The 13,382-nt window shown below is 68.5% G+C and carries 11 protein-coding genes and 1 pseudogene; 4 read left to right on the top strand and 8 right to left on the bottom strand.

Translation table 11 applies throughout. From position 1 onward, the window contains the following. Positions 1-32: 32 nt before the first annotated feature. Both BL254_RS16930 and BL254_RS16925 read right to left on the bottom strand, forming a co-directional pair. Positions 33-1,448, bottom strand: a complete 1,416-nt coding sequence (locus BL254_RS16930) for an ATP-binding cassette domain-containing protein (protein WP_013875333.1) — start codon at positions 1,446-1,448, stop codon at positions 33-35. Beyond that, on the bottom strand, positions 1,445-3,403 hold the full coding sequence (locus tag BL254_RS16925; RefSeq protein WP_076844017.1) for an ABC transporter permease subunit: 1,959 nt from the start codon (positions 3,401-3,403) through the stop codon (positions 1,445-1,447). The genes BL254_RS16930 and BL254_RS16925 overlap by 4 nt, the downstream gene beginning before the upstream one ends. 80 nt (positions 3,404-3,483) lie before the next feature. Between BL254_RS16925 and BL254_RS16920 the strand changes: the two genes are divergently transcribed. Continuing rightward, positions 3,484-4,704: an ABC transporter substrate-binding protein gene (locus BL254_RS16920; RefSeq protein ID WP_047223101.1), complete on the top strand. Its 1,221-nt coding sequence runs from the start codon at positions 3,484-3,486 to the stop codon at positions 4,702-4,704. A gap of 211 nt (positions 4,705-4,915) precedes the next feature. Beyond that, a complete protein-coding gene (locus BL254_RS16915) occupies positions 4,916-5,308 on the top strand; it encodes an SCO5389 family protein (RefSeq protein ID WP_047223102.1) in 393 nt (130 codons plus the stop codon). On the opposite strand, the gene BL254_RS16910 is transcribed toward BL254_RS16915, so the two are convergent. From BL254_RS16910 to BL254_RS16880, 6 genes are all read right to left on the bottom strand, one after another. Then, positions 5,309-6,262 (bottom strand): metal ABC transporter permease, encoded by a 954-nt coding sequence (locus tag BL254_RS16910; RefSeq protein ID WP_076844015.1) that lies wholly within the window; start codon positions 6,260-6,262, stop codon positions 5,309-5,311. Continuing rightward, positions 6,263-7,210, bottom strand: coding sequence for a metal ABC transporter permease (locus tag BL254_RS16905; protein WP_076844014.1), 948 nt, complete (start codon positions 7,208-7,210; stop codon positions 6,263-6,265). A 201-nt stretch (positions 7,211-7,411) separates the two neighbouring features. Further along, a complete protein-coding gene (locus BL254_RS16900; protein WP_083731160.1) occupies positions 7,412-8,260 on the bottom strand; it encodes a metal ABC transporter ATP-binding protein in 849 nt (282 codons plus the stop codon). A gap of 246 nt (positions 8,261-8,506) precedes the next feature. After that, positions 8,507-9,478: a metal ABC transporter substrate-binding protein gene (locus BL254_RS16890; RefSeq protein ID WP_076844010.1), complete on the bottom strand. Its 972-nt coding sequence runs from the start codon at positions 9,476-9,478 to the stop codon at positions 8,507-8,509. 584 nt (positions 9,479-10,062) lie between these two features. Beyond that, positions 10,063-10,461, bottom strand: coding sequence for a PPOX class F420-dependent oxidoreductase (locus BL254_RS16885; RefSeq protein WP_047223104.1), 399 nt, complete (start codon positions 10,459-10,461; stop codon positions 10,063-10,065). A 383-nt stretch (positions 10,462-10,844) separates the two neighbouring features. Further along, positions 10,845-11,624: an SDR family NAD(P)-dependent oxidoreductase gene (locus BL254_RS16880; RefSeq protein WP_076844008.1), complete on the bottom strand. Its 780-nt coding sequence runs from the start codon at positions 11,622-11,624 to the stop codon at positions 10,845-10,847. Between the two features lie 98 nt (positions 11,625-11,722). Here BL254_RS16880 and BL254_RS16875 point away from each other — a divergent pair, with 98 nt between their 5' ends. Both BL254_RS16875 and BL254_RS27810 read left to right on the top strand, forming a co-directional pair. Continuing rightward, entirely contained in the window at positions 11,723-12,148 is a 426-nt protein-coding gene (locus tag BL254_RS16875) for a helix-turn-helix domain-containing protein (protein WP_047223106.1), read from the top strand. A 1,038-nt stretch (positions 12,149-13,186) separates the two neighbouring features. Then, a pseudogene (locus BL254_RS27810) lies at positions 13,187-13,382 on the top strand (type III polyketide synthase); the annotation flags it as partial.

The following is a 13,382-nucleotide window of genomic DNA, read 5'->3' as shown; positions in this document are numbered from 1 at the left end:
CACAGCCTGTGGGCCTTCGACCGGAGCACGCTCTAACCCATCCCGAAGTAGCTTGCGTTGATCAGGTCGGGATCGGCGGCGAGAGCCGCCGCGGTGTCGCTGAAGGCTATCCGGCCCCGGTCGAGGATGTACCCGCGGTCCGCCGCGGCGAGGGCGAGCGACACATGCTGCTCGATCAGCAGAATGCCGGTGCCGTGCTCGTCCGCCAGCCGGCGCAGAACGGCCAGCAGGCTGAGTGCGAGATCGGTCGCCAGGCCGGCGGAGAACTCGTCGACCAGCAGCAGCCGTGGCCGGCGGGCGACGGCGCTGGCCAGCGCGAGCTGCTGCCTCTCGCCCCCGGAGAGCTCGCCGCTGCCCCGGTCGAGCAGCGGACGCAGGGTGGGGAAGCTCTCCAGCGTCTTCTCAATCTGGTCACCGGGCCGACGGCCGACAGCCAACCGCAGGATCTGGCGGACCGTCAGGCCGCGCAGCGGTGTGCCGCCCTGCGGCACCACCGCCAGGCCGCGGCGGGCGAGCCTGGCCGGGTGCGCCCGCCGCGCCGGCTGCCCGAGCACGGTCACCCGGCCGCCAAACGGCGCGATCGTCCCGGCCACCGTGCGGACCAGGGTCGTCTTGCCGCCACCGTTGGGCCCCAGCAGGGCGACGACCTCGCCGGCCCGGACCTCGAGCGAAAGGTCGTGCAGCACGGGGACACCCGCGTACCCGCTGACGACCTTCTCGACGACCAGCGCCCGCTCCGGCCGGGCCTGTGTGGGCAGCCGTACCGTGCTGGCCGGCGGAGCGCCGAGGTAGATCTCGCGGACCTCGGCGCGCTCACGGACCTCCGCCGGCGGGCCGTGCGCGACCACCCGGCCGCCACTGAGCACCACGACGTCGTCGCAGGCCTCGAAGACCAGCTTGATGTCGTGGTCGACGAGCAGGATCGCGCAGCCACGTTCAGCCAGTCGTCGTATCCGACCGGTGAGGACGGACCGGGCAGTCGAGTCCAGACCAGCCGCCGGCTCGTCCACCAGCAGCACCTGACCGCCCGCGGCCAGCGCACGGCCAAGGCCGACGGCGAGCCGTTCGTCGTGGTTGAGCATGGCCGGCTGCTGGTCCGCGACCGAACCCAGCTCCAGTGTCCAGGCGGGTTCCGGCCCGGCGACCGCCAGGTTCTCGGCAACGGAGAGATCCTCGAACAGCTCCAGCGACTGGAAGGTGCGGGCCAGGCCCCGGCGGAACCGCTCGTGCGGCGGCAGCGGGTTCAGCACCGTCCCGTCCAGGACGATCCGGCCGGCGCTGGACGGAGTGAACCCAGTGATCGCGTCTATCAGAGTGGTCTTCCCGGCGCCGTTCGGCCCGATGAGGCCGGTCACCCGACCGGCACGCAGAGCGAACGACACGTCGTGGACGATCTCGACCTTCCCGTAGCGGACGCACAGCCCGTCGACGTCCAGACGTATGGTCACCGGGCCACCTCGGCATGTCGGGCCAACCGTCGGGTCGGCTTCGATTGTCGCGGATCGTAGGCAAGTCCTTCCGGACGTACCACCGCCAGGACGRCCAGGGCCACACCGCACAGCAACGACTGGTAGCGCGCGAGATGGCCGAAGTTGTCGAGCACCGTGAACACCACACCGCCGGGGGCCAGCAGGCCGCCCAGCATCGCCCCGCGCACGCTCATCACCCCGCCGACCGACGCGATCGCCAGGAAGAACAGGGACGCGAACACCCCGAAGGAGTCGAACGACAGCCTGCCCTGACCGTAACCGATGAGGCATCCRCCGAGGCCGGCGATCCCGGCGGAGACGGCGGACGCGAGCAGCTTGGTCCGGGCCGCGTCGACRCCCACGGCCGAGGCCGCCCGCTCGTTGGAGCGGACCGCGAGCATGCGCAGGCCCGACGTGGACACGCGCAGCCGGGCCACCGCGAAGCCGCACAGCGCGAACACGGCAAGGCAGAGCAGCCCGTACTCCAGCCGTGGGAAGCCCTTCCCGGCCACGCCGAGATCGAGGCCGAAAAGCTTCGGCGGCGGGACGACCGAGCCGGCAAGCCCACCGGTAATCAACGGATTCACAAAGACGATCTCTTGGAAGGCGACCCCGGCGGTGAGCGTGACGATGGCGAGATCGACCCCTCGTATCCGCCGTGACAACGCCCCGAGCACCAGGCCCGCGGCGGTGGCCGCCGCGGTGGCGAGCAGCGGCGCGAGCGGGAACGGCACACCGAGGCCACCCTGCAACCGGGCCAGCAGGAATCCGGCCACCCCGGCCAGTGACATCTGCGCGAGGGAGAGCTGGCCGGCAAACCCGGTCAGCACGACGAAGGACAGGCACACCACGGCGGCGGCCAGGCTGCGTTCCAGACCCAGCCGGTAGGGGCCGGTGAGAACGAGCAGTGCGATCATTCCGGCCGGTACGAGGATGGCGAGATCGCGCAACGGACGCCCGGTCTGCTCCGCGCGGGGCAGCCGCGCGACCGCTGACACGGCCCTGGCCCGCCCGGGTATGAGCTGGCCACGGGTGACCGCGACGACGATGAGAACGAGCAACGGGAACAGCGTCCGCAGACCGGGCTGGTTGAGCCACGGGACGTCGTGCTGCAGGGGCAGGAGAACCGACTGGAGCATGCCGAGCAGCAACGCGCCGACAATAGTGGCGCCGAACGACGACAGCCCACCGAGCAGYGCCGCCGCGAGCGCGGGAACAATGAACAGGGTGTAGGTGGACGGGCTCAGCACGCTGATCGGGGCGACGAGTATTCCGGCGAGCGCGCCGAGCACGGACGCCACAACCCAGCTCACCGCGGCGACGGCCTCCGGCCGGTAACCGAACTGTTCCACCGCCTCGTCGGATTCGGCGACCGCCTTGGTGGCGAGCCCGAACAGCGTCCAGCGGGACACCGCCCACATGATCATTCCGATACCCGTGACCAGTATCGCGAGCAGCGGACGGTCGACCGGAACGGTCACCCCGAACGCGGAGAAGGATTTCTGCGGAAGTACGGAATCAATGAATCTGTTGTCCGACCCGAACTGTAGCACCGCCAGCGCCTGCAGGGCGATCATGAGACCGACCGAGGCGACCAGGGACAGGGCCGGCGGGGCGTGCCGGAGCGGCCGAAATATGAGAAAATACACAAGCAGGCCGAGCAGCGCGGTCATGGCCAGTGACACGGTCAACGCCAGCGCAAAGGTGGGACTGTTGGTCAGATGAATACGGGGCGGAAGACCCACGACAGGCAGGACGATGTCCCCCACGTCCCGCAGTTCCGCATACTGGTAGGTGGCGTACATTGCGAATGCGGCGTGCGCAACATTGACCACCCCCGAGGCACGGTGTATCAGCACCAGCCCAAGTCCCAGCGCCGCATACACCGCGCCCGCGCCCAGACCCAGGATCAGTGCCGCGACATACGTGGACACAGCGCTCTCCAATCGACAGGGCAGCCTGTTGTGGACCAACACGGTGCCTTGTGGGCTAAGGCAGTGTAACTTCTGGCAATATGACGCTGTCCCGCCGTGTCGTCGCAGCAGCCGCAGTCACGTTGGCCGTCCTCGCCGGGTGCACCAGCCAGCGCGGCAGCGGCTCCAACAGCCCAGGTCAGCCCGCAAACCACCTGAACGGACCGCCTGTCAAGATCGGCTTCGTCTCCATGGAGAACACCCCGCTCGGGTCGTTTCCCGAGACACGAATAGCCGCCGAGAGCGCCGTTGCCTACGCCAACGCGGCGCTCGGCGGGGTTCACGGCCGACCGCTTGAACTCGTCCCCTGTGCAACAAATGGCTCACCGGAGTCGTCCCAGGACTGTGCCAACCGGCTCATAGCCGCCGACCCCGTGGCCGTGATCGGCGGGGTGGATCTGAGCACCGAGGCGGCCATGCCGCTCTACCAGCAGGCCAGCATTCCCTATGTCAGCGGATCACCCCAGCTGAGCGGGGAGCTGAGCTCGCCCAACTCCTTCTCGCTGACCGGCGGCACGCTCACGGAACTGCTCGGAATTACCGATTATCTGACCACCACCAAACATGTCACAAAGGTCCATGCCCTGTACGCGGACCTGCCCGGGCTGTTGACCGCCGCCATCCAGGGATCCAGGAGCATTCTGCAGAAAAAAGGGGTGTCGGAGGTCCGGCTGGTGCCGGAGAAAGTTGACACGGCGGACTTCGCCCCGGCTGTCAGCCAGGTCGCGTCCGGAAACCCGGACGCGATTGTCGTTGTTTTCCCGGCTCAGTCGTGTGCCCGTATAGCCCAGGTCGCGGGCAGCCTTCAGGTGAAAGCACCGATATACTTCGTCGGCTCCTGCGCGACGGCCGCGGTGGCGCGTGCCGGCGGCCAGGCCACCGGTAACATGAACTTCGCATCCGGCTATCTTCCACTCGACGCCACCGGCGGCGACCAGGATTCCAGAGCATTTCGCGAGAATGTGCCGGAAGCATCACGCTCGCCATTGTCACAGGCATCTTTCTCGACCGTTCTCGCGGCGCGTTCACTGCTCACTGAAATCACACAGACAACCCCTGGAGATCTTCGGAACGCATTTAGGGCAGCCCGGGATCATCCGAACGTGATGGCCCATTCGTTCACCTGTGACGGCACCCTTATAAAAGCGTTCCCGGCGGTCTGCAACACGGCGGTACGCATTCTGCGGTGGTCGGACGGAGGGTTTGTCGACGCCACCGGCACCTGGGTGGACGGCCGCGAGCTCATGACACTGATCGGATGATCATCAGGCCCACCGGCCGATCGGGCTATCGTCCGACCGGCCCACCGGCACTGCTGATCGCTGGCGGTACCGGTGKGTGGGGCATCCCCGCGCCCTGACATCGAGGTAACCGCTCCGCGACCACCTCGATGCAATCCGTATTGACAATGGTTTCCAAATCGGAGACAGTGCGGCTCGGATGAACCGCCCCCGAGCCGTCCCAGGAGGTTCCGTGTCTCTGACCGTCTCCCCCGATCTGCTCGCCCAGGCCGAACGCGGCCACGTTCCGGACGACGCCTTCCTCACCTGTGTGCGCGACTCGCTGCCGTATGCCTACGAACTGGTCGAACGGCTCGCCGGCGAGCTGCCCGGCAGCGATCGCGACTTCACGGACAACCTCGTCCCGCCGCCGGACGACGCGGCGCAGGGGCAGCTGCTGCGGGCGATGGCGAGCACCTCCATCCGGGCCGCGCTGGAACAGCGCTTCGGCGTGGCGCTCGCCTTCCAGAACTGTCACCGCCTGGCCGCGTTCCGCCCACAGGCCGTCGGCGGGGAGCAGTACCGGCGGTTCGTTTCCAACGAGAGCCAGGTACTCAACCAGCAGCCGGAGTTCGTCAACTGCTGATCATCGACTGTTGGTTCCGCCACTGGCTACCGGACCCGGCGTACCGCCGCGCGTGGGCGCGCCGCCGCCGGGCCCGGGCAGCGAACCCTCCTCGCCCGCGGCACCCATGGTCGTCCGCGCCCCCGGGCGGGCCTGCCGGCGGCGGGCCGGCGTCCCGACGGCGGGCGCGAGCAGCACCGACAACGCGAAGATCCCCGAAGCGGTGAGCACGATCGCGCCGCCGGCCGCCACGGACCACTGCTGGCTGATCGCCAGGCCGATGACACCGCTGGCGACCCCGAGTGCGACCGAGAGCATGGTCATGCCCCGCACGCTGTCGCACCACAGCCGGGCCGTCGCCGCTGGCGCCACGATCAGCGCGACCGACAGGATCGTCCCCACCGCCGGCACCGAGGTCACGATCGTCACCTCGACCAGCAACAGGAAGACGACGTCGAGCCGGCCGGCCGGATAGCCGGCCGCGACGGTCGCGTCCCGGTCGAAGGCACCGAAGACGAGTTCCTTGGACAGCAGCGCCAGCACCACCAGCACGACGGCCGCGACAATCCCGGAGGTCACCAGGTCGTCGGCCTGCACGGTGAGGATGGATCCGACCAGGTAGGCGGTGAGATCCCTGGTGAACCCCGACTGGGCCGACAACAGCAGCACCCCGAGGGCGAAGCTGCCGGACAGCACGACGCCGGTGACGCTCGTGTTCTCACCGCGGGCCGACAGCGCGGCCACGGCAAGAACCACCAGGAAGCCGAAAACCCCCGAACCGAGGTAGAGGTTGATCCCCAGGATCGCCGCGAGCACCACCCCCGGGAAGGTGGCGTGCGTCATCGCCATCGCGAAGAAGCTCAGCCGCCGCAGCACCACGTGCACGCCGACCGCACCGCACAGCGCACCGACGAACACCGCCTCGACCAGGGCGCGGCGGGTGTAGGAATCCGACAGCAGGTCCAGGGCGGCCATCTACCGGACGCCTCCGCCCGTACGGGCCCCCGGGGCAAGCCGGCCGGCCGGCAGCTCGTCGACGTCCGCGACATCCTCCGGCAGCCGCGCGCCCCGCCGCCAGCGGCGCCGGACGAGCGGGCCGACGCCCAACGCGAGCAGGTAGAACACGACCAGCGCGAGCACGACCGTGGCTCCCGAGGCGAGCCGCACCCCGTGGTTGATCGACGCCTCGTAGCTGGCCGCGAGCCCCAGCCAGCCGCCGAGCATGCCGAAGAGGACCGCGAGCCCGGTCACGACCAGCAGGCGGTCGGAGAGCAGTCGGGCGGCGGCCGCCGGAACGACCAGGAGCGCGATGCTCAGGATCGTCCCGACGGCCTTGACCGCGGCGACGACGACCAGAGCGATCATCAGGTTCAGGACGAGGTCGAGCAGCACCACGCGATAGCCCATGGCCTGCGCGGTCTGCTGGTCGAACGTCCGCAGCAGCAACTCCTTGCGCAGCGCGTACAGCACCAGGCCGACCGCCACGGCCACTACCGCCGTCTGCGTGATCTGGGCGGAGTCGACGGTGAGCACCCGGCCGAACAGGAACGTCGTCAGGTCGGCGGTGTAGGACCGCTGCCGCGACACGAGCACGACCCCCAGCCCGAAGAACGAGGTCAGCAGGATCGCGAGCGCGGCGTCCTGGCCCACCCGCGCCCTGGCCGCGGCAACGGTGAACAGCACCGCGGCCAGGACCGCGAAGACCAGTGCCCCTGGGACGATCCCGGACTGCCCCGACACCAGATAGCCGATGACGACGCCGGGGAAGACCGCGTGGGTGAGCGCGTCCGCGAGAAAGGCCAGCCGGCGCAGCACCACGAACACTCCGACGCCCCCCGCCAGCGCGCCGAGCAGCAGCACCTCGATCAGCGCCCGCCGCATGAACGGCAGCGCGAACGGATCCAGCAGCAACCGGCTCAGCACAGCGGATCCCTCGTCGGCGCATCCCCTGTCCGGACGCTCCTTGCCGACGCATCCGTCGCCGACCCCCGTGCCGGCGCCCCTCCCACCGACGGCTCCGCTGCCGGCGGACGATCCGGGAACGGGCGATGCGCCCAGGTACGGCTCATGCCGGGTGGCTCGGGGATGGTCACCTTACGGATGGTCGGCTCATGGACGGTCGGCTCACGGATGGGCAACGATGACACCTTCGCCCCGCAGCTCGAGCGCGGCGCTGCCGTAGGCCGCCCGCAGTCGCTCGGGGGTGAGCGTCGCCGCGGTCGGGCCGAAACCGAACTGGTGCCGGTTGACCAGGCAGACGTCATCGCAGGCCAGGTGCGCCAGGGACAGGTCGTGGGTGCTGATGACAACGGTGGTACCGGCCGCGCGCAGACCATCGATCGCTGACAGCAGCGCCTGCTGGGAGAGCGTGTCCACCCCGTTGAACGGCTCGTCCAGCAGCAACAGCCTGGGCTGCTGGGTCATCGCTCGGGCGAGCAGCACCCGCTGCCGCTGACCACCGGACAAGGTGCCGAAACGGTCGCCACCGCGGTGGGCGAGTCCCACCGCGGCCAGCGCCTCGGCGGCGATYAGCCGGTCGGACCGACGCGGCCGGCGTACCCAGCCGATCTGGCGGTAACGGCCCATCAGCACGACCTGGCTGACGGAGACCGGAAAATCCGGATCCAGGACGTCGGCCTGCGGGACGTAGGCGACGTCCTGACGGGCCCGGGCCGGTGTCCGGCCGAGCACCTGGATGCGGCCGCGGACGACCGGGACGAGCCCGAGGATCGCCTTGATCAGGGTCGACTTGCCGCCCCCGTTCGGGCCGATGAGGGCAACCATGTGCCCCGCGCGCACCACCCCGTCCACGTCCTCGAGGACGGGCACCCGGCCGTAGGCGACGCTTGCGCGATCGAAGACCACAGCGGGGGAGGGGCTGTCGTCAGCGTTCACCGGGACTGTGCCGACGCCGACGTCGGCGCTGGCGTCGGCGTCGGCGCTGACCTGGGAGTCGACCACCTGTTGCTTCACTTCACCATGCCTCACCTCAGACCCCGACGGCCTGTCGCGGTTCACAACTTCAGCAGCCCCGTCCCGGACCGGCCCCGCTCCAGCCCATCCGAAGGATCCTCAGGCCCGGGTCAGGTCCCACCTCGCCCCCGTGCCGGCCCCCGTGCCGGCCCCCGTGCCGGCCCCCGTGCCGGCCCCCGTGCCGGCCCCCGTGCCGGCCGTCATATCGGCCCCGTGCCAGCCGTCACGTCAACGCATCATTGCAGCTCATTTCAGAGCGTTGACGATTGTCCTGGTGTTGTGCTCCTCCATCTGCAGGTAGGTCGCACCGTCCGAGCCCTGCGGGCCAAGGGTGTCGCCGTACAGGGAGTCCTCACCCGCCACCACCTTGACGCCGGCCTCCCGACCGATCGTCTCAGCCGTGTTCGGCGGCAGCGACGACTCGGAGAAGACCGCTTTGGCCCCGGTAGATTTGATCTTGTCCACGAGATCGCTGATGTCGCGACCGGACAGCTCCGCCGACGTGTCGAAACTCGGGATGATCGACCCGACAAAGGTCAGCTGGTACCGGTCGACGTAGTAGYCGAACGCGTCGTGATTGGTCACCAGCTTGCGGTTGGCGGGCGGCAGCGAGTCGATCTGTCGCCTGATGTCGGCGTCCAGCGCGTCGAGCCTGCCGTCGTAGGCGGCGCGGTTGGCCTGGTAGGCGGCGGCCCCGGCCGGGTCCGCGGCGGTGAACGCCTGCTCGATGTCAGCAGTCATGATCTTGACGTTGAGCGGGTTGTGCCAGATGTGCGGATCCCCGTCCTTCTCCTCTTCCTCACCGTTGCCCGGACGGATCTTCACACCTCGGCTGGCGTCGACCCGGGTGCCTTCGAAACCCGCGGAAGCGATCGTCTCGTCGAGCCACTTCTCCAGGCCGACACCGTTGGCCACCAGTACGTCGGCCTCACCGATCGCCTTGACATCGGCCGGTGAGGGCTCGTAGTCGTGCGGGTCGACGTTGGGCCGCAGGATCTGTGTCACCTGGACCCGGTCACCGCCCACCGCCCGCACGAAGTCGGCGACCTGGGTGGTCGTGGCCACCACCTGGAGCTTCTCCGGCGGCGCCGCCGACGCGGGCCCATCGTCATCATCGGAGCCACAGCCGGCGACGAACAGGGCGAGCAGCGCGAGCAGCGCGAGACCGGCAGCGCGGTGGACGCTGACGACGCCTGCGGACGAACGAATCCGGGACATACGTGGGACGACTCCATCCTGGGGACGACAACCACGTAATGGAAACGGTTCCCGGTTCGGGTGTCAAATCAGGCCGTCACCACCCTCCCGGGCACCACCCACCCTCCCGGGCACCAGTCCGGCATTCCGGGACGCGCGACAAACATATGATCACGAAAAGCGGCCACCCGGAGTTCCTCTGGAGTGGGCCCCGCCCCCGCTGCGCACAACCGGGCACGTAAACACTCAGGGCACGTAACATCCACGGCGCATGACCTGGCGACGCGCGGCAGACGGCAGATCGTCCGGCTGTTGGCGCGGTCCCTACCGCGCCGAACACCAGCATCACACCTGGACAATCATGAAGCCGTACACCAGCCATCCCGTCGCCGAACGGCCCGGACCGGCGACCCCGGAACAGTTCACCGGGCCCRACCAACGGCCGGATTTCACTTCTCGACGGGCGGRTGTTTCCGGACACGTTCGTGACGGCGCGTCCAGAAAACATCCGAAAGGCCTCTCCAGGCCGGTTGCTCCCGGCCGGCTACGGGACGAAACCGAAGCCGTGCGTCCGGCCCGCGGCCATCACCGGCCATCACCGGCCATCACCGGCCAGTGTTGTGGATGATCTGCCGCGGTTCCACCCGAACCGTGATCCGCTGTTCGTCCGGCCGGCGGAAAGGATAGCTGTCCACGCCGAGATACTTCTTCGCGAGACGGTCGATGACGGCGTCGGCGCTGTCGATCTCGAGGCGGGCCGTCCCTGAGACGCTGACCAGGTGGTAGGCGTCCTCCGGGTCGAGCACACCGATCGAGACCCGCGGATCCTTGCGCAGGTGCCGTTCCTTGGCCCGGCCGACCGCCGTGTTGAAAATGATCTCGTCGCCATCCACGTCGACCCAGACGACCGTGCTGTGCGGCGACCCGTCCGGGCGCAGGGTGGTCACCCAGGCGTACACCGGCCGGCTCAGCAGATTCCGGGCATCCTCGTTGAGTGTGGCCATCGAGTTCCTCTCCGCTCGACATCGAGGTCAGGTTCAGGATAATCCCAGACCCGCCGAGAAAATTTCCGATCGAAACCAGGAACACGCCCGGAATTTTGCACCCGCCGGACGAGCTGGCCGGAAAAAACAAGTGGAACATCCGAAAATGCTTCCAGCGTCCGGGAAAAGGCATGTTCGACCACAAAACGGCGATCGGACGGGCACCACACTGAGCGGGCTGACGGAACCGCAGCCGGGACAGGCCCGGTCGCACCCGGCCGCGCAGGCGCGTAAAGACCGTCGTAAAGACTGTTCGGTCACATGGCTGTCCGGTCACGTGAAGAACGCGTTTCGAGCCGTGTTTCCAGGCGTCGATGGCCCCGAAGAGACCGCTCTCGCGGATGTCACGTGCTGGACGACGGCCTACCGACCAGCACGCCGAAGCCGGCGTCGATGCGGATCAGCGCCCCCGTGACGCCTCGCATACCCACGTCGACGGTCTGCGCGATCACCACGGCGATGTCCTCGGGCTCGAGCACGCGCCCCAGGATCGAGTGGTCCTCGAGATGCTTCTCGCGCTCGGGTGTGAGGACCGCGGCGGTCGCCTCGGTGCGAACGCCGCCCGGGGCGATCGTGTTGACCGTGACCCCGTACACCGCCGCTTCCGCGGCAACATGGCGGCTGAAGGTGTTCAGCGCCGACTTCGCCGTCGAGTGGGCGAGCCTGCCGGGCCCGACGTAGTCGGCGGCGGTGCTGGAGACGTACACGATCCTGCCGCCGCCATGGCGTCGCATCGCGGCCAGTACGTGCTGGGTGACGAAGAAGGCCCCGGCGAGCTCACCGCTGACCTTGTCGATGAAGTCCTTCCACGCCAGGGACGCAAACGGGGCGAACGGCGGGGCCACGGTGTTGGCGTTGCAGACCAGCACATCGATGTGGCCCCGGTCAGCCAGGACGGTGTCGACCATCCGCTCGACCTGGTCAGGATCGCAGACGTCGGCCTGGACGCACTCGGCCGTCGCCCCCGCGGCCGCGATGTCGAGGGCGACCGCGCGGGCGGYATCGGCGTTGCTCCGAAAATTGATCACTACATGATAGCCGCGGCGGCCCAGTTCGCGGGCTGTCGCCGCGCCGATGCCGCGGCCTCCACCGGTGACCAGCGCCACCTCGCGTGATCCACTCATCGCGCCTCCGTCCCAGGCCCCCGACTCGACTCTCCGGTGTCGCCCCTCTGGTAACCAGAGTATAGGAGCTTACTTTTAGTAAGAAGCGATACCCGGGTATGCTCTGTGGCGTGTCGGCACGTCCGCAGCCCCCCGAGAGCCTCCCGGGAGGTACAGCCGACGACGCGTTCCGCAGCGACTGCCTCGCTCGCGTGGTGCTCGACCACGTCACCAGCCGTTGGGGCGTGYTGGTCCTCACCGGGCTGGCCGCTGGTCCGCTCCGGTTCCACGAACTGCGGACGAAGATCGAAGGAATCAGYGAGAAGATGCTCTCCCAGACGCTGCGCACCCTCGTCCGGGACGGCTTGGTCGAGCGCACGGTGGAGCCCTCGTCCCCACCCAGGGTCAGCTACAGCCTCACCCCGCTTGGCGAGGGGCTGACCCGGCCTCTCCAGCAACTGTTCGTCTGGATCCGGGACCACGCCCAGCTGGTCAGCGCCGCGCAGGACCGCCACGACACGCGATCAGACGGCCAGTCCGACTGAAACCGCGCCGGAGGCCGGACGCCCGATTCCTCGCATTGCCCGCCCCGCCAGCGGCCCGGCGGGCCGGGCCTTCTCGTACGAGCACCTATCCGACTGGTACGGAAATTTTTTCTTTTTCTGGACAAATATTACAAACGGTCGCCTGTCGAGCGGACAGCCCCGGACACGGCGGGAGCGCGACATCGCCGTCCACTGTCAGATAGGCGACAGTTTCCAGGAAGGTACTCGGAAGACAGCCGCCGATTACTCGACAGCCACTCCAGGCGCCGCTGCCACGACTCCTAGTAGTCATCGCATAGAGTTGCCAGCAACTGTTACTCTGCGTAAGAGATTGGATCCAGTGAGCGGTTGATTTGGCGCTTATCAGTTCAAGGAGCGGAGATGCGCTGGGGTCGGGGTCAGCGGGTCGGAGCCGGCGAATCGGGCTGTGGGCTCCCACGATGACCGCGCGATCACATCGCCAGCCGCGGCCGAAGCTCCGGGCGGCCGGCTGTTTCGCCTCCGGGACGGCTGGCCAGAACGCAGCCACCGATCGGGGCGCGTCCAGTGGACGCGGGCCGACACGGCCGGCGATCCGATCGGTCTCCCGCACCATGGAGGGTAGCGAGGTCCCCGGACAGCGTGACCAGGGATCCGTGCCGTCGCCCGATGGCGGCACGGATGGTGGTGGCCGGGAAAAGCCCTGGTTCCCCGCGCACCGAAGAATCGAAGACGACGTAACCATGCTTCTTTCGCGCCGCCGGCGACCGAAAATCCCCGGTTCACCGAGCGGGAGCGCCCGAGAACAGGGCATTCGATCAACCAGCGGCGACCGGGTGGATACCTCCGTAAATCGATGTATCCGTATACAGACACGCCAGGCCGACATCGACCTCGGCCGTGACCGGCTCCTGGCAGCAACCGAATGCTCCGCACTCCAGAAAGGACCACATGACAACACTGACGGAGCGAGTTGGCCGGCCGAGCCGATCCGCCCTTCTCGCTGACGCCCCCGCCGTTCGCAACCGCACCCGGCGGCCGTACCTTGTCGGTTCCGCCGTGGCCACCCCGCCACGAGTCGACCAGGACGACCTGTGGGAATTCTTCCGCGAGCACTTCGCGGCCAACCCGCTCGCCGAAAAAGTATGGGCCTCGTCCGGAATCGTCAGCCGGCACTACGCCGTCGATCCGCGCAAGGAACCCAGCACCGAATGGACCACCGGCGAACGGATGCGCCGCTACCTCACCGAAGCGC

The sequence above is a fragment of the Protofrankia sp. BMG5.30 genome, from assembly GCF_001983005.1.
GTDB lineage: Bacteria > Actinomycetota > Actinomycetes > Frankiales > Frankiaceae > Protofrankia > Protofrankia coriariae.
This window is presented reverse-complemented; position numbering and strand designations above follow the sequence as displayed.